We start from the raw sequence: 16,634 nt of genomic DNA, 5'->3' as shown, positions 1-16,634 counted from the left end.
ACATGAACTTCAGCAACATGAAGGTGGGGGCCAGGCTGGCCTGCGGTTTTGCGGTGATCATCCTGACGGGACTGGGCGTGGCCATTTATGGTGCATGGCAGCTCGACCGGATCAAGGCCGAGGTCAACCGACTGGTTGAAGACAGGATCGTCAAAGTCGAGCATGTGAACCAGCTCAAGGACAATCTCAATTCGGTCGCGCGAATCACTCGCAATATCGTGCTGTTGAGAGAGGAAAAGGCCAAACGGGTCGAAATGGACCGCATCAAGCAGATCCGAAACAATAGCTCTGCCATCTTCAAACTGCTGGACCAGGTCGCCAGGGACGAGAAGGAGCGTACGGTTCTCAAGAACCTGGTCGGCTATCGGGTGGCCTATAACGAAGCGATCAACAAGGCGCTGGATCTGGCCATGGCAAGCAAGGAAGAGGAGGCGCGCGACATGTTGCTGGTCGAGACACGGCCGGCGCAGTTGGCCTACTTCAAGATACTGGACGAATTTATCGTCGTACAGAAGCGCGAAATGAATGAAAGCGGTGCGTTGGTGCGTGAGATCGCCCGTCGTACAGGTGTCCTGATGATCGTCATTGCCGTCCTCTCTGCGGCTGCCGCCGGGATCGTGGGATGGCGCATTACCCGTTCTTTGACGCGCCAGCTGGGCGGCGAGCCGGACTATGCTGCTGGCGTGATAAGGCAGATTGCCAACGGCAACCTGCAAGTAGATGTGGCCTTGCGCGGTGGTGACCAGTCCAGCATGCTAGCGGCCATGAGTGCCATGCGCGAGAGCCTGGCCGGTGTGGTGGGCATGGTACGACGCGGCGCCGACAGCGTGGCCGCCGCCAGCCTGCAGATCGCTCAGGGCAATCAAGACCTGAGCGGGCGCACCGAAATGCAGGCCAGTTCGCTGGAAGAGACCGCTGCCTCGATGGAGGAACTCAGCTCCACCGTCAAGCAAAATGCCGAGAACGCTCGCCAGGCCAACCAACTTGCCCTTAACGCATCCTCGGTGGCAGAAGAGGGAGGGGTAGTGGTGGCCCAGGTAGTCGATACCATGAAGGAAATCAGCGATAGCTCGCGCAAGATCGCCGATATCATCAGCGTCATCGACGGTATTGCCTTCCAGACCAATATCCTGGCGCTCAATGCTGCGGTGGAAGCAGCACGTGCCGGCGAGCAGGGCCGTGGCTTTGCGGTGGTCGCCAGTGAGGTACGCAGTCTGGCCGGCCGTAGCGCCGCAGCCGCTAAGGAGATCAAGGAGCTCATTACCCGCAGCGTCGAACGTGTCAGCCAGGGCAGCTCCTTGGTCGATCAGGCCGGCGCCACCATGCAAGAGGTAGTGGCCAGCGTGCGCCGCGTCACCGACATCATGAGTGAGATCAGCGCTGCCAGCGCCGAACAGAGTGCCGGGGTGGCGCAGGTGGGTGAAGCCGTGACGCAGATGGACGAAGCAACCCAGCAGAACGCCGCGCTGGTGGAAGAGATGGCTGCCGCTGGCGCCAGCCTGACCGATCAGGCACAGGCACTGGTGAAAGCGATGTCGGTGTTCTCGGTCGATGGCAGTGTCGCTGCGCCTGTGTTCTCGCATCATCGCGCTCCGAGCGTCCCATTGGTCGCGCTCGATGGCCGCCCTGTGCGCAACTTGCCGGCCAACTCTGGCACGGCTGCCGCCAAGAGCGGTGATGAATGGGAAAGTTTCTGAGTCTTGTCGCCCCGACCTACCTGACAGGAGCTCAATATGCGTATCAACATACCCGTCACCCAGCAGGGCTACAAGCTGACACCAGGTGAAATCCTGGTGTCGGTCACCGACCTCAGGGGGCGCATCACCTATTGCAATCCGCCCTTTATTGACGTCAGTGGTTTCAGTCGGGATGAATTGCTAGGGCAGCCGCATAACATCGTGCGCCATCCGGACATGCCTGGCGAAGCCTTCCGCGACATGTGGCTGACCATCCAGTCAGGCGCGCCGTGGTCGGGTCTGGTGAAGAACCGTCGCAAGAACGGCGACTATTACTGGGTGCGCGCCAACGCAACGCCGATGATGGACGGCCAGCGTATTACGGGTTATCTGTCGGTGCGTACCATGCCTTCAGACCTGGAGATTGCCGAGGCACAAGCTCTCTACCAGCGCATGCGCGATGAAGCCAGGAGCGGGCGCCGCATCCATACGCTGAGCGCCGGGACACTGGTCAAGCGATCGCCGACTGCGACGTTGGGCCGCCTGTTCAAGCCGAGCACACTGGCAAGACTCGCGCTGGCGCAGTTGGCTCCGCTGGCGTTGATGATTGCCAGCGGAGCCTTCGATCTGCCGATCCTGCCGGCGATCCTCGGCAGCGCACTGTGCTGTATCCTGGCGATTTACCTAACCTGGCGCCTCGCTCTCAAGCCCTTGCAGGCCGTGCTCAAGGATGTGAATCGTCTGGCATCGGGAGACTTCTCCCTGACGGTAAAGGTGAGAGACGGTGGTCAGCTCGGGCGTATCCAGCAGGGGCTGAACCAGATGGTACTCAACCTGCGCACGGTGGTCAGCGATGTACGCAAGGAAGTGCAAGGCCTGCGCAGCGCCGTAGCGGAGATCGCCCTCGGCAATCAGGACATGTCGGCCCGTACTGAATCGCAGGCCAGCAGCCTCGAACAGACCTCGTCAGCGATGCACGAGATTAATAGTACCGTCCAACAGAGCGCTGCCTCGGCCAGCTCCGGCGCTGACCTGGCCCGCGAGACCGCCGATATCGCCAACGTGAGCAACCAAGCTGTGTTGTCGATTGCCGCGACGATGGGCGATATCTCCCAGTCTTCCCACAAGATCGAAGAAATTACCCAGGTGATCGAAGGGGTCGCCTTCCAGACCAACATCCTGGCGCTTAACGCCGCCGTGGAGGCGGCTCGTGCCGGAGAAGCCGGACGTGGCTTCGCGGTGGTCGCAACAGAGGTGCGGGCACTGGCGCATCGTACCTCCCAGGCAGCGCGCGAAATCAAGACGCTCATCAGCGAATCGGTGGAACGCGTGAGCAAGGGTGAGGTGCAGACCCAGACCGCTCTGCAACGCATGCAGGAAGCGTTGGCCGCCGTTACTCAGGTGAGGGGCGCGCTCGATGAGATACGGCATTCCAGCCTGGAACAGAGCACTGGCATTGCCCAGGTCAATGACGCCATCGTGCAGATGGATTCGATCACCCAGCAGAATGCAGCCATGGTCGAAGAGCTTGCTTCCTCGGCACTGTCGCTACAGGCGAAGGTGGAAGCGGTCAGCAGTTCGATGCAGCTATTCCGATTGACTCGTGGCGAACAGACCCTGTGCCAGCTCGATGCAGTCAGCTTGCGGCGCGAGATGAAAGCCGGCAAGGACGTCGATGGCCGCATCCAGTCAGCAGCGGCATTGAGCGCAGGATGAGCGGCGAAGAGATGAAGCTGCTACGAGCGCTGCATGAGTGGCGTGAGCATGGCGAGCACGCGATCCTTGTAACGGTGGTCAAGACCTGGCCACGTTCACCCTGGCCCGAAGGTAGCATGATGGTGATACGGGAAAACGGCACGACCGTAGGACAGGTCGCCGGCGGCTGTGTCGAGGCCGATCTGGTGGTGCGCTTCTTGGCCTGGAGGGAGGAGGCAGGCTTTGCTCCGGCCAAACCGGCGGTGGTACGCAAGCTCATCGAGGCTGCCGCTGGACGTGCATACGGGGTGCCGACGGACGCCGAGATCGTCGTCTTGCTGGAGTTCGATCCACATCCCTTGAATATCCGCGATATCGTCAAGGAACTCGAATGCCGCGAGTTGGTACTCAGACGCGTCTCTCGTAGAGATGGCAGCGTGACCAGCCAGCGCATGAACCGAGAGGCCCGCCTGATGCTCAGTCACGATGAGCTGGTACATCCGCTGGGACCGGTCTATCGCATGCTGCTCATAGGCGCGGGCCCGGTGGCTGAGGCATTGGCTACCCTGGCTAAGCTCAACGGTTTTGAGGTCACGCTGTGTGAGCCGCGAGGCGAATGTTTGCATGGATGGTCGGTGGGGGGGATCAAAGTGATTCACGAGATGCCGACCACCGCCATCGGACAGTTCGCTCCTGATGCGCGCAGCTGCGTCATGAGCGTCTCAGGCGACCCGCTCATTGATGAAGAAGCGACCCGTTGCGCATTGTATTGCGGCGCATTTCACGTTGGCGGTATCGCCGACCATAACCAGAGCAGCGACAGCGATACTCGACTGCGTCGGGAGACACCTCCGGCAGTAGCACTGCGTCTCATGGCCGAGATACTCTCGGCCATGAGTATGGTCGGCCAGTGAACGATGCCGTGTGTAAAGATTCGCGACTTTTCATGGGAAACTCCATGTATCCAGACGAAGTAAAGTACATGCTGGCCAAGCAGCACGCCTTGGAAATCATCGTTCAAGCACTCTGCTTGCACCTGGACGAAAATGAAGCCGCCGTTATCCTGGGGCATGTGCAGCGAATGACCAATCGTCTCGCTAATTTCAATTCGGACAATCCGCTCTCCGAGAGCGTATTCAAGCAGATCGCCGAAGAACTGATCATATTCCAGCGCATCCTGATGGTTGACTGAGGAAAGGTTGGGTGTGGCCGGGCGCAGGCCCGAAGTTCCGCCTCGCTCGCAGAGGGCAGCACGGCCTTCCCCTTTGCACTGATTTGCCAAAAATAAGCACATACCCCTCTTTCAATTGATAATGGTTCTTGTTACTATTTGAGACGTAATTAAAACTTAAAGTGACGACGTGCGCATTCAATGCCTGTGAATGTCATGGGCCAACCGTCGTGACCCCCGCTCAAGAAGCGAGCCGCAAAACAGACAGCCATAGCCTCGATCCGATGTTGTAGTGATCGACGGTCTCCAGCCATCCAATCAATCAAGTCACGCCCCGTGCCGCCACCTTGGCGCCGCGCAGGACCTGCCGCCAGGCAAAGGCCCCGTCACTTCGGACGGATTGGTCCTGAACCGGGCCAGATGGTGCCAGGTGCACGTGCGTGATGTTGTAGAGGAAAAGCGCTATGTCTGACCAATCCGATCCGATGGACCTGCGCCTTCAGTTCATCGCTTGCCGCTCGCAGCTGCGTGACGCTGCTGCGAGAATTCTGGGATGTCGCCAACGAGCAGAGGATGTGGTGCAGGATGCCTGGTTCAAGATCGCCGAGTTGCCTGAAGAATTCTCCGCCCGTCATCCTAAGGCCTTTCTGCTCCAGGTCACCCGCAACCTCGCCATCGACCGCCAGCGCCGCATGGCCATGGAGTCCTTCATGTTCGCCGAGGAAGAGGAGGGCATGGATGTCATCTGCCACCAGGCAAGCCCGGAGGGCACAAGCATTTCGCGGCAGACCCTGGTGAGCGTCGCGAATGCCTTGTCGACTCTGCCGGAACGCACGCTGCGAGCCTTCGAACTGCATCGCCTGGAAGGCTATACCCAGCGCGAAGTAGCCGAGCACCTGGGCGTCTCCACCACGCTGGTGAACTTCATGATCCGCGACGCAATGCAATGCTGTCTCAAGCAAGCCGTCTGACACACCGTGGTTGTCCATGCCCGTGCGGATCTGAAAACGCTAAATTTATGGCCTCGTGATTCGTCAATATAAACAAGATTGATTCGCATTTGCATATTGCAATGTGAATAATTCATGTACAGGGCGAACGATCTGTGAAATGAACGTTCGCCGCGAATCAGGAAAGTTGAGACGAACGATGAGCTTCGACCGTGAAGATGGCGTATTCCGCGTGCTGGTCAACGAGGAAGAGCAGTATTGCCTCTGGCCCGACTACAAGAGCATCCCTGGTGGCTGGCGTGACGCCGGCGTCAGTGGCAGCAAGCAGGTCTGCCTGCAGCATATCGAAACGGTGTGGACCGACATGCGTCCGCGCAGTCTGCGCGAATTCATGCAGGGTCTGGACCAGGCATGATCACACTGTTCTGCCTGCCCTGTGCCGGCGGCAGTGCCAGCATGTATTTTCCCTGGCAAGCCGCCTTGCAGGATGTAGCGCAACTGCAGGCCGTCGAGCTGCCCGGTCGCGGCCGTCGCATCCGCGAGCCGCTGCAGCAGGACTATGTCGTGCTGCTGGATCGACTGACCGATGAGTTGGCCGGCACGGCGGCGCCATCTTCCGGCTACGTGCTGTTTGGTCATAGCATGGGCGGCCTGCTGGCGCAGGGATTGGCGCGCAGCTTGCCGCAGCGCGGCTGGCCCGCGCCCCGCGCGTTGATGGTATCGGCCTGCGCAGCGCCGCTGGCGCGTGAGTGGGTGACGCCGGAGGATTCCGATGCCGCCCTCATCGCCGCCATGCGCCGCCAGGGTGGCACCCGTGAGGAGGTCTTCGACTGTCCCGAACTGCTGGAACTGGCGCTGCCCGTCTTGCGCGCCGATTACCGCGTATGCAGCAGTTTCCAGATGCAGCGTCCAGCCGATGAAATGGCTGACTTGCTCGATCTGCCGGTACATGTCTATGGCGGCATCGGCGACCCGTTGGGTAGTGCAGCGCTGCAGGCATGGCAGCGCGAAACACGGGGCGTCGTCACGCTGGACTGGTTCGACGGTGGTCACTTCTATCTGCAAGGCCAGCAGGACGCGCTGCTGGCCCGTTTGCGGCGTCATCTTCAGGCGCATGCCAATTCCTTGTCCCACGCCGATCATGCTGCAGCGCTTGCTCACGCCTGAGGGCGTTCCCGCGCAGATCGAACTGTGGCAGGTCGCCTTCGACCTGGGTCATGGTGATGACGCAAAGGATGCGCTTGTGCTGAGCCCGCAAGAGCAGGCCCATGCGCGTCGCTACCGCCGCCGCGACGATGCCCGGCGCTTTTGCTGCATGCGTGCCTGCCTGCGCCGCCTGCTGGGCGAGCGCCTGGACTGCGCTCCGCAAGCCGTGCCGCTGGTGCGCAACGCCTATGGCAAGCCGCTGCTGGGCGGGCCGGGCGGGCTGTCCTTCAATGTCTCGCATGCCGGTGACATCGGGCTGCTCGCCATGGCACCCGGTCTGGCGCTGGGCATTGACGTCGAATGCGGCATCGCTGCAGGGCTGCAAGAGTTGCACGGTATGGCCAGGCAGGTACTGAGCCCGGATGAATGGGCCGCATTGCCAGCCCCGCTGGACGAAGTGCGCTTCCTGCGTCATTGGGTCGCCAAGGAAGCCGTGCTCAAGGCGCTGGGCCTGGGTATCGGTGAGCACCTGCAATCCATTCACCTCGATCTGGAGAGCCATCCGCGCTACCAGATCTTCCATCAGCAGTCGCAGTGGCCTGCACCCGCACGGCTGCATGCACGCGCCTTGTCCACCCGACCCGGCCATGCCGCCGCGCTGGCCTGGGTCGACGCCTGACCCCGGAGAATCCTCTTGAGCACCGCTATCACCGCCACCATCGATACGCCCTCCCAGATGCCGCTGACCTTCAGTCGTCATCCCCGCCCCGACGCCGGCAGGGACGCCCTGCCGGTGCTGCTGCAGCCGCTGCACCCCGGCCAGACGCTGGCGCAGGCACGGGATGCCTTGTCCGGTCAGATCGAGGCGCATCTGCGCAGTGTCGGCGGGGTACTGTTGCGCGGCTTCGAGGTGCCCGGCGTAGCTGACTTCCAGCAGTTCGCGGCCAGTTTCGGCGATCCGCTGTTGCGCTACGAATTCGCCTCCACACCGCGTTCCTCGGTGGCCAATGGCATCTATACCTCCACCGAGTATCCGGCCCACCAGCACATCCCGCTGCATAACGAGCAAGCCTACACGCGCGAATGGCCGATGCGCATCTGGTTCCACTGCGTGACCGCCTCGCCCACCGGTGGCGAAACCCCGATTGCCGACAGCCGCGCGATCTATCGCCGCATGCCTGCCGCCATCCGCGAGCGCTTCGCCCAGGGGCTGCTCTACGTGCGCCACTACAGCCATGATTTCGACCTGCCATGGCAGGACGTCTTCGGGGTGCAGACCCGCGCCGAAGTGGAGGCCTTCTGCCGCCGCCAGCATATCGAGTGGCAATGGCTGGAGGACGACGGCCTGTGCACCCGCCAGCGTTGCCAGGGCGTGGAGCGCCATCCGGTGACCGGCGAGATGGTCTGGTTCAACCAGGCACACCTGTTCCATGCCTCCAACCTTGCGCCCGAAGTGCGCGCATCGCTCATCGACCTGGTCGGCGAAGACCAGTTACCACGCAATGTCTGCTGGGCCGACGGCACGGCCATCGACGATGCCGTCCTCGACCAGGTGCGCGAGGTCCTGGCGGCGGAGACGGTGATCTTCCCTTGGCAGGCGGGCGACGTACTGATGCTCGACAACATGCTGGTGGCCCATGCCAGAACACCGTTTTCCGGACCGCGCAAGGTGGTAGTGGCAATGTCGCGCTCCCACACCAATCTCGACTGATCCCTTTGCCCACGATTGCCACGCCATGACGATTACCGCCGATTCCCCCGACCGCGCCACTCACATCGTCGCGCGTCTTTTTCAGCTGGCGCTGACGCGCCCGCATGACCTGGCGCTGACCACGGTCAAGGCCGAAGGCGAGCGCGCCTTCAGCTACCTCGAACTGGCCGACGCCACGCGCACGCTGGCCGCGCACCTGCAACAGCATCACGCACCGGGTGAGCGCGTCTTGCTGCTGCTGGACAATGACCATCATTACGTCATCGCCTTCTTCGCCTGCCTGGCCGCCGGCCTGATCGCGGTACCGCTGCATCGCCCGGAGTCGATGCGTCAACAGCACCTGCAACGTCTGAGCGGGATCGCCGAGGACGCCGGGGCCGCCTGCTGGCTGGTCACCTCCGCCGTGCGCGACGCCTTGCAGGCAGCAGCGGCACCACTGGCGGGGCAGGCGACGATGCTGGCCGTCGATGCGCCGCAGGCCGGGGAGGGCATCTTCCGCGAACATCCGATCGCACCCGCCGACGTCGCCTTCCTGCAATACACCTCCGGCTCCACCTCGCAACCCAAGGGCGTGATGGTTACCCACGCCAACCTGATGGCCAACGAAGCCGCCATCGAGGAGCGCCTGGGGGTGGGCAGCGACGATGTCTTCGTCAGCTGGCTACCGCTCTACCACGACATGGGGCTCATCGGTGGATTGCTGCAGCCGATGTATCGCGGCATCCCGGTGGTACTGATGTCACCGGCCTTCTTCCTCGAACGTCCGGTGCGCTGGCTGGAAGCGATTTCACGTCATCGCGGCACCATCAGCGGCGGCCCCGATTTTGCCTATCGGCTGTGCGTGGACCGCATCGGCGGCGAGCGTGCGGCAGGGCTGGACCTGTCCTCGTGGCGGGTGGCGTTCTCGGGCGCCGAACCGGTACGTCACGATACCTTGCAGGCGTTCATCGACCGCTTCGGTCAGATCGGCTTTGCTGCCGATGCCGTCTATCCCTGCTATGGTCTGGCCGAATCGACCCTGCTGGTCACCGGGGGGCGGCGCGGGCAGGGCATGCAGGTCGCGGCCTTCGAGGCCGAAGGCTTGCGCCAGGGGCGTGCCGATGTCATTGATGTCATCGCGCCGGCAGCGCAGGCGGTTCATCTGGTAGCCTGCGGCATCTCGCCAGCGGGCCATGCCTTGCGCATTGCCGATCCGGCCACCGGCGCCGCGCTGGCCGAAGGCCTGGTCGGCGAGATCTGGGCCGCCGGCCCCAGCATTGCCGCTGGCTACTGGCGCCGCCCACACGACAGCGATCACGCCTTCGTCGAGCAGGAGGGCCAGCGCTGGCTGCGCACCGGCGACCTGGGATTCTGCCGCGCAGGCGCCCTGTTCGTCACGGGCCGCAGCAAGGACATGATCATCGTGCGCGGTCAGAACGTCTATCCGCAGGACATCGAGCGCGCCATCGAGCGCGAGGTCGAACTGACCCGCAAGGGCCGTGTGGCGGCTTTCGCCATCCCGCGCCAATGGCATCCGCAGGGGATCGAGGGTATCGGTGTGGCGCTGGAAATCTCGCGTAGCGTGCAAAAGATGGTCGCGCCACAGCAACTGGTGGAAGCGCTGCAGGAATGTATCGTACAGACCTGCAACGAGGCCGCCAGCGTCATCGTGCTGCTCAATCCCGGTGCCTTGCCCAAGACCTCCAGCGGCAAGCTGCAACGCAGCGCCTGCCGCGAGGGCTGGCACACGCAGAGTCTGGACGCCTATGCCATCCTGGCCTTCGGCCATCTGCAAGGCGGCACGCAGCCTACGCCCACGACCGCTCTTGCAACCCGGGGCGACAGCCCCGACACCGCTACTCTGCGCAGCTTGTGGGAGAGTGTGATACACACGCCTGCGTTGGCGGGCCAGTCACATTTCTTCCGTCAGGGTGGCAATTCGCTTCAGGCGGTGCAGCTGGCGGCGGCCATCGGCGAACAGTGGCAGATCGATTTCCCGGTGCGCCTGATCTTCGAATACCCGCAGCTGGAGCAACTGGCCGAACAGTTGCAGGCAGTGCGCCAGAACGCGCCGCGCCGGCCACCTGTGGTCATGGCCGGCCTGAACGAGAGCCAGCGCCAGGCCGGCCTGCCCCTGTCGCCGGGCCAGCATTCGCTCTGGACCACCTGGCAGCTCGACCCTGACAGCCCGGCCTACAACATGCCGGGCATCCTGCATTTGCAGGGTGCGCTGGATGTGGCGGCGCTGGACCGCAGCCTCGATGACCTGGTCGCGCGCCATGCCATCCTGCGTACGGTGTACCGGGTGCAGGCCGACGGTGTACCGGTACAGTTGGCCTTGCCGGCAGGTCCGGGTGTACTGGAAGTGTTGGGCGACGTGTCCGGCGATGCGGGGCAAGCACGCGCATGGCTGGAGCAACGCGCCCGCCTGCCGTTCGCATTGGCGCAGGAGATTCCCTTGCGCGCATGCCTGGTGCGCATTGATGAGCAGCATCATGCACTGGGCATCACGCTGCACCATATCGCCGCCGATGGTCAGTCGCTGCCGGTATTGCTGCAGGAGCTATGCGCGCTGTATGCGTCGCATCGCCAGGGCCAGCCATTGCCGGCCGCTCCCGTGCGGCAGTTCAGCGATTACGTCATGTGGCGACAGCAGCAGCTGGACAGCGCCGAGATCGCCCGTCAGCTTGACTACTGGCGTAATGCTTTGGGCAGCGAGCACGAAGCACTGCCTTTGCCGGAGGGTCGCCGTCAGGCGAGCCCGGGAGAGGGGTTGCCCGAGGCGCGCCATGCTTTCACCTTGCCGACCGATATCTCACGGGCGCTGCGCGCCTTGTGCGCGGCACAGGGTTGTTCGCTCTACATGGGCATGCTGGCCTTGCTGGATCTGGTGCTGTATCGCGCCACCGGTTGCAGTGATCTGCGTGTCGGTGCGCCCATGGCCGAGCGCAGCCATCCGCAGACGCGGACCATGATCGGCTATCTGCTCAACCTGCAGGTGCTGCGTACTCGTCTGGACAGCCGGCTCGGCTTTGACGCCTTGCTGCGCCAGGTGCGCGCGACGGTGCTGGCGGCGCGCCAGCATCAGGATGTGTCCTTCGACATGGTGGTGCAAGCCCTGCAGCCGCAGCGGCAGTCGCACGTGCATCCCCTGTGCCAGGTCAAGTGCACCGAACGTGAGACCTTGCCGGTGTGGCAGGCGGACGCACTGTCGCTGCAGCTGGAAGAGTTGAGCGCAGGCCAGGCCCACTTCGATCTGAGCCTGGACTTCAGTCTGGCGGGCGAGGAGCTGCACTGCCTGTTCGCCTACGCCAGTACGCGCTGGACGCAGGAAGAAATCGGCCAGATGGCCGACGCCCTCGGCAGGTTCGCCCGGCAAGTTTGCGCTGCCCCGACTTCGCCGCTGGGGCAGCTGTCCTGGCCGACAGCGCCCGCCCCGCTGGCCGCGCCCCAGACCGAGTGCGCCGCCATCGACAGAGAGGGGGATGTGATCGCACTGTGGCTGACCCACGCCCGGCGCGCACCGCAGGCCCTGGCGGTAGCCGATGAGCGCATCCACCTGGAGGCGCAGCAGTTGCGCACCCAGGTGGAGCAGTTGGCGCGCCAGTTGCGCGAGCTGGGTGTGCAGGCCGAAGACAGGGTGGCCATCGCAAGCGCGCGCCAGGTCGAGTTCGTCGTCGCCGTGCTTGCCTGTCTGCGCGCTGGCGCCTGCTATGTCCCGCTGGACCCGCAGTTGCCGGACGAACGCCTGGCCTATCAGCTTGCCGATAGCGGCGCCCGCCTGCTGCTGACCACGCCCGAGGCTGCGCGCCTGCACAGCTTGCCGGGCGCGCCGGCACACCACCTGACCATTCCGGCGGCCACTGCCGCCGTCGAGGAAACCGCGCCAGGGGAGGACTGGCCCGCAGTGCATCCGCAACAGGCCGCCTATCTGATCTACACGTCAGGCTCTACCGGTCGTCCCAAGGGCGTGGCGGTGAGCCGTGCTGCGTTGAGCAATTACGTGCAGGCGCTGCTGCTGCGTCTGGCGCTGCCGCCGGAGGTGCGCAGCATGGCCATGGCCTCGACGGTAGCCGCCGACCTGGGCCATACCACCTTCTTCGGCGCCTTGTGTTCCGGCCGTGCGCTGCAGTTGCTGCCGGCTGAGGCCGCCTTTGATCCGGCACAGTTCGCCGCCTTCATGCAGGAGCGCCGCGTCGATGTGCTCAAGATCGTGCCCAGCCATCTTCAGGCGCTGCTGCAATCTGCACAGGCGACGCAGATCCTGCCGCGCCATACCCTGATCGTCGGTGGCGAAAGCACCAGCCCGGCCTTGCTGGAACAGATCCATGGGCTGTGCCCGGACTGTCGGGTGGTCAACCACTACGGCCCGACCGAAACCACGGTGGGCGTACTCACCCAACTACTGGAGGGCGATCAGCCTTTGCCGCTGCCCTTGGGCCAGCCATTGGCACAACTGAGGCTGCAGGTGCTCGATGCCGATCTCAATCCGGTGCCGCGCGGGGCAGCGGGCGAACTGTATATCGGCGGCGCCGGTCTGGCACGTGGCTACCACGGCAAGCCCGGCGCCACAGCCGAGCGTTTCATCGCCGATCCGGCCGGCAACGGCGCGCGCCTGTACCGTAGCGGCGACAAGGTCAGGCTGGACCGCGCCGGACGGCTGGTGTTCCTGGGCCGTATCGACGATCAGATCAAGATTCGCGGCTACCGTGTCGAACCACAGGAAATCGCCGTGGTCCTGCGCGCCCAGCCGGGCGTGAGCGCGGCCGAAGTACTGGCCCTGCCGGGTCCCGAGCAACGTCTGCAGCTGTGCGCGTATGTGGTCGGCAGCGCCGATCCGGTGGCCCTGCGCCACGCCCTGGCGGCGCAACTGCCCGACTACATGGTACCGGCCCACTTCGTGCCGCTGGCGCAATTGCCGCTGACGACCAATGGCAAGATCGACCGCAAGGCATTGCCGCTGCCGCAGGAGGGCAGCCAGCACAGCACCGGACTGTCCGGGGAGGATAGTCCGCAAGAGGGCGTCGAAAGCGTGATCGCGGCAATCTGGGAAGAAGTGCTGGGAGTGGCTCAGGTGAGCCGCCATGACAATTTCTTCGCCCTCGGCGGCGACTCCATCCTGACGCTGAAGATCGTTGCCCGTCTGCGCAAGGCCGGCTGGCGTATCACGCCGCGTCAGCTGATGCAGACCCAGGATCTGGCCGCCGTCGCCGCGCTGGCGCTACCGCTGGAGGGACAGGGCAATGCACCCGCGGCTGCACCGGCAGCGGCGACCGAAGGCCCGCGCTCATGGCCGCTCACCCCGATCCAGCAGTGGTTCTTCCGGCATCACGCGCAGCCGCCGGCGCACTGGAACCAGAGTGTGCAGTTGGAAGGACCGGCCGATACCCCGGTCGATCGCCTGCACCATGCCGTCGACCAGTTGGGTCGTCTGCATGAGGCGCTGCGTCTGCGCTTTCACCGTAGCGACGACGGTGTCTGGCGGCAAACGGTGGCGCCGCATGCCGGCCAGTGCTTCGACGTCCGGCACGTGGCCGACGCAGCGGCGCAGGCGGCGGCGATTGCAGCCGCCCAGCGCAGTCTCGATCTGTCACAGGGGCCGCTGTGGCGGGTGCTGTGGCTCACGCAGCCGCGTCAGTCGCGCGGCATGCTGGTGCTGATCGCGCATCATCTGGTAGTCGATGGCGTGTCCTGGCGCATTCTGCTGGAGGATCTGCTGAACCTGCTGCAAGGCACGACGCCACCCGCGAGCAGCAGCGGCTTCAGCGCCTGGGCCGGCGCAGTGGCGGCGGCCCGTCTGAGTACGGCGGAGCAGGCGCACTGGGAGGCTCTGGCGTCGACCGGTGATGAGGATTTGCCCTGCACGCCGGCGCATGGCGTGGGCATGCGCGCCACCAATACCATCGGCCGCAGCGCACGTGAAGCCGTGGTGCTGGATCACGACAGCACCACCTTCCTGCTTGGTCCGGCCCACGCCGCCTATCGCACGCGCATCAACGACATCCTGCTGGCCGCTGCCGCCCAGACACTGTGCGAGTGGGCAAAGCGCGATCGCATCCTCATCGAGCTCGAAGCGCACGGCCGCGAAGAGTTGCCCGGTGCCGCAGGAGAAGCACCGGATCTGAGCCGTACCGTGGGATGGTTCACGGCGCTCTGTCCGGTGCAACTGACGGTCACCAGCAGTGCACCGGGCATCCTGCTGGCACAGACCAAGGAGCAACTGCGCCAGTGGCCCGGGCAGGGGCAGGGTTATGGTCTGTGGCGCAGTCAGAGCGGGCAGGGCGGTCTGCAGCCGCAGGTGAGCTTCAATTATCTGGGGCGCTTCGATGCGCTGCCCGAGACCTCCGGCTGGCAGATGCTGCCCCGCACGGCGGCGCAAGCCGACCTGGAGCGAGATCCGGCCAGCCTGCGGCGCTGCCTGCTGGACTTCACGGCCCTGGTCACCGATGGTCAACTCCATCTGGAGTGCCTGTATTGCAGTGCCTTGCACCAGCAGGCCGACATCGCCGCGTTGCTGCAGCAATACCTGCAGAACCTGCGTGCGCTGCTGGCCCATTGCGCCGGGGTGAGCGGTCTGGCCACGCCATCGGATTTCCCGCTGGCGCGCCTGCAACAGCCCCAGCTCGACCACTTGATGAAGAGCCTGCCGGCCGAACGCGTGGCCGATCTCTATCCGCTCTCGCCGATGCAGGCTGGTCTGTTTTTCCATGCGCTGCTGGCGCCACAAGGCGGCGCATATCTCAACCAGTTGCAGGTGCGTCTGCACCGCCTCGATGTAGAACGCTTCCGCCAGGCCTGGTGGACCGTCCTGGACCGTCATGACATTCTGCGCAGCGGCTTCCTGATGCAGGGCGACCAGCCGCTGCAATGGGTGGCCCGAGACGCCGCGCTGACCATCGACGAACACGACTGGCGCCAGCGCCCCGATCTGGATTGCGCCCTGCAGGCGCTGGCTGCCACCGAACACGCACGCGGCGTCGATCTTCAGCATCCGCCGCTGATGCGCCTGAGTCTGGTGCGGGTGGACGATCAGGTGCATCACCTGATCTGGACCCGCCATCACCTGCTGCTGGACGGCTGGAGCAGCCAGCAGTTGATCGGCGAAGTGCTGCGACTTTACCGGGGCGCGATTCTGCCCGCGCCGACGCTGCGCTATCGCGACTACATCGCCTGGTTGCAGCAGCAGGACCGTGGCAGTGCCGAGCAATTCTGGCGCGCTCATTTGGCTGGCGTCGAAGGCCCGACCAGCCTGGTCAACAGCCTGCCGCCACTGCGGCAGCCGGGCCGGGGCCAGGGCAGTTGCCAGGCCACGCTGGATTTGCTGGCCACGGCGCACCTGCAGAGCTTCGCACGCGAACATCAGTGCACTCTCAACACGCTGGTACAAGCGGCCTGGAGCCTGGTGCTCGCCCGTTATTGTGGCCAGTCCACGGTGATCTTCGGTGCAACCGTCGCAGGCCGTCCCGACGAACTGGAAGGAGCGGAGAATCTGCTGGGCCTGTTCATCAATACCCTGCCCATCGTGACCCGCCTGCAACCGGAGATGACGCTACAGACTCTCTTGCAGCGGCTGCAGGCCAGCAATCTGGCCGTGCGCGAGTTTGACAGCACGCCGCTCTACGACATCCAGACCTGGGCCGGACATGCCGGACAATCGCTGTTCGACAGCATCCTGGTATTCGAGAACTATCCGCTGGATCTGGCCTTGCAGGCCGAGCAGCAGCAGGGCCTGCGTCTGGAGGTGCTGCACAACCGCGAAGAGACCCATTACCCCCTGACCCTGATTGCCACGCTGACCGAACGGCTGCAACTGGAATGGCGCTACGACACCGCGCGCATCGCGCCCGCCAGCGCGCAGGCATTGCGGGACCTGACGGTGTCACTGCTGTTGCAATTGGCCGGACATCTGCACCGTCCGCTGGCCGAACTGGCCTGGCACAGCCGGGCTGAACAGGCGGCAATGCTGGCCTTGTCGCGCAATGCGCAAGTCCATGAGGCCGGCAACGTGCTGGCGGTGATCGAAGCACAGGCAAAGGCGTACCCCGAGCGGCCCGCCTTGCGGGTACCGCATACCGGGCAGGTGCTCGATTACGGCCAGCTCAACGCCCGCGCCAATGCCCTGGCGCAGTGGCTGATGGCACAGGGCCTCACGCGTGATCAACGGGTGGGCGTGTGCATGGAACGCTCACAAGAGATGGTGCTGGCCTTGCTGGCGATCATGAAGGCAGGCGCGGCCTATGTGCCCATGGACCCCGACCATCCGCCGCAGCGGCTGCGCTATTTCATCGAGGACAGCCGCACCAGCC

At 64.3% G+C, this 16,634-nt stretch carries 10 protein-coding genes; all 10 read left to right on the top strand.

What is annotated here, in order from left to right:
• Positions 1-2: 2 nt before the first annotated feature.
• Positions 3-1,697 (top strand): methyl-accepting chemotaxis protein, encoded by a 1,695-nt coding sequence (locus ACODSZ_RS02145; RefSeq protein ID WP_488926944.1) that lies wholly within the window; start codon positions 3-5, stop codon positions 1,695-1,697.
• Between the two features lie 36 nt (positions 1,698-1,733).
• A complete protein-coding gene (locus ACODSZ_RS02140) occupies positions 1,734-3,392 on the top strand; it encodes a methyl-accepting chemotaxis protein (protein ID WP_488926943.1) in 1,659 nt (552 codons plus the stop codon).
• Positions 3,389-4,285 (top strand): XdhC family protein, encoded by an 897-nt coding sequence (locus tag ACODSZ_RS02135; protein WP_175343565.1) that lies wholly within the window; start codon positions 3,389-3,391, stop codon positions 4,283-4,285. The genes ACODSZ_RS02140 and ACODSZ_RS02135 overlap by 4 nt, the downstream gene beginning before the upstream one ends.
• A gap of 44 nt (positions 4,286-4,329) precedes the next feature.
• Positions 4,330-4,563: a hypothetical protein gene (locus tag ACODSZ_RS02130; RefSeq protein WP_488926942.1), complete on the top strand. Its 234-nt coding sequence runs from the start codon at positions 4,330-4,332 to the stop codon at positions 4,561-4,563.
• 443 nt (positions 4,564-5,006) lie between these two features.
• Positions 5,007-5,513: an RNA polymerase factor sigma-70 gene (locus tag ACODSZ_RS02125; protein ID WP_008329052.1), complete on the top strand. Its 507-nt coding sequence runs from the start codon at positions 5,007-5,009 to the stop codon at positions 5,511-5,513.
• Positions 5,514-5,691: 178 nt separating this feature from the next.
• A complete protein-coding gene (locus ACODSZ_RS02120) occupies positions 5,692-5,907 on the top strand; it encodes an MbtH family protein (protein ID WP_488926941.1) in 216 nt (71 codons plus the stop codon).
• On the top strand, positions 5,904-6,659 hold the full coding sequence (locus ACODSZ_RS02115) for a thioesterase II family protein (RefSeq protein ID WP_175343567.1): 756 nt from the start codon (positions 5,904-5,906) through the stop codon (positions 6,657-6,659). Before ACODSZ_RS02120 ends, ACODSZ_RS02115 begins: the two co-directional genes overlap by 4 nt.
• Entirely contained in the window at positions 6,634-7,317 is a 684-nt protein-coding gene (locus tag ACODSZ_RS02110) for a 4'-phosphopantetheinyl transferase family protein (protein ID WP_488926940.1), read from the top strand. Before ACODSZ_RS02115 ends, ACODSZ_RS02110 begins: the two co-directional genes overlap by 26 nt.
• 57 nt (positions 7,318-7,374) lie before the next feature.
• Positions 7,375-8,349 (top strand): TauD/TfdA family dioxygenase, encoded by a 975-nt coding sequence (locus ACODSZ_RS02105; protein WP_488927092.1) that lies wholly within the window; start codon positions 7,375-7,377, stop codon positions 8,347-8,349.
• Positions 8,350-8,374: 25 nt separating this feature from the next.
• A partial coding sequence (locus ACODSZ_RS02100) for an amino acid adenylation domain-containing protein (protein ID WP_488926939.1) occupies positions 8,375-16,634 on the top strand: 8,260 nt, incomplete at its 3' end.

It is taken from the genome of Herbaspirillum sp. FG34 (genome assembly GCF_057809315.1).
The sequence above is the reverse complement of the archived record's forward strand: the minus strand, read 5'-3'. Positions and strand labels throughout refer to the sequence as shown.

Excerpts from the sequence above, each read along its gene's own strand:
- ACODSZ_RS02145 (WP_488926944.1), top strand. The coding sequence starts at position 3 with ATGAACTTCAGCAACATGAAGGTGGGGGCCAGGCTGGCCTGCGGTTTT.
- ACODSZ_RS02140 (WP_488926943.1), top strand. The coding sequence starts at position 1,734 with ATGCGTATCAACATACCCGTCACCCAGCAGGGCTACAAGCTGACACCA.
- ACODSZ_RS02135 (WP_175343565.1), top strand. The coding sequence starts at position 3,389 with ATGAGCGGCGAAGAGATGAAGCTGCTACGAGCGCTGCATGAGTGGCGT.
- ACODSZ_RS02130 (WP_488926942.1), top strand. The coding sequence starts at position 4,330 with ATGTATCCAGACGAAGTAAAGTACATGCTGGCCAAGCAGCACGCCTTG.
- ACODSZ_RS02125 (WP_008329052.1), top strand. The coding sequence starts at position 5,007 with ATGTCTGACCAATCCGATCCGATGGACCTGCGCCTTCAGTTCATCGCT.
- ACODSZ_RS02120 (WP_488926941.1), top strand. The coding sequence starts at position 5,692 with ATGAGCTTCGACCGTGAAGATGGCGTATTCCGCGTGCTGGTCAACGAG.
- ACODSZ_RS02115 (WP_175343567.1), top strand. The coding sequence starts at position 5,904 with ATGATCACACTGTTCTGCCTGCCCTGTGCCGGCGGCAGTGCCAGCATG.
- ACODSZ_RS02110 (WP_488926940.1), top strand. The coding sequence starts at position 6,634 with ATGCTGCAGCGCTTGCTCACGCCTGAGGGCGTTCCCGCGCAGATCGAA.
- ACODSZ_RS02105 (WP_488927092.1), top strand. The coding sequence starts at position 7,375 with ATGCCGCTGACCTTCAGTCGTCATCCCCGCCCCGACGCCGGCAGGGAC.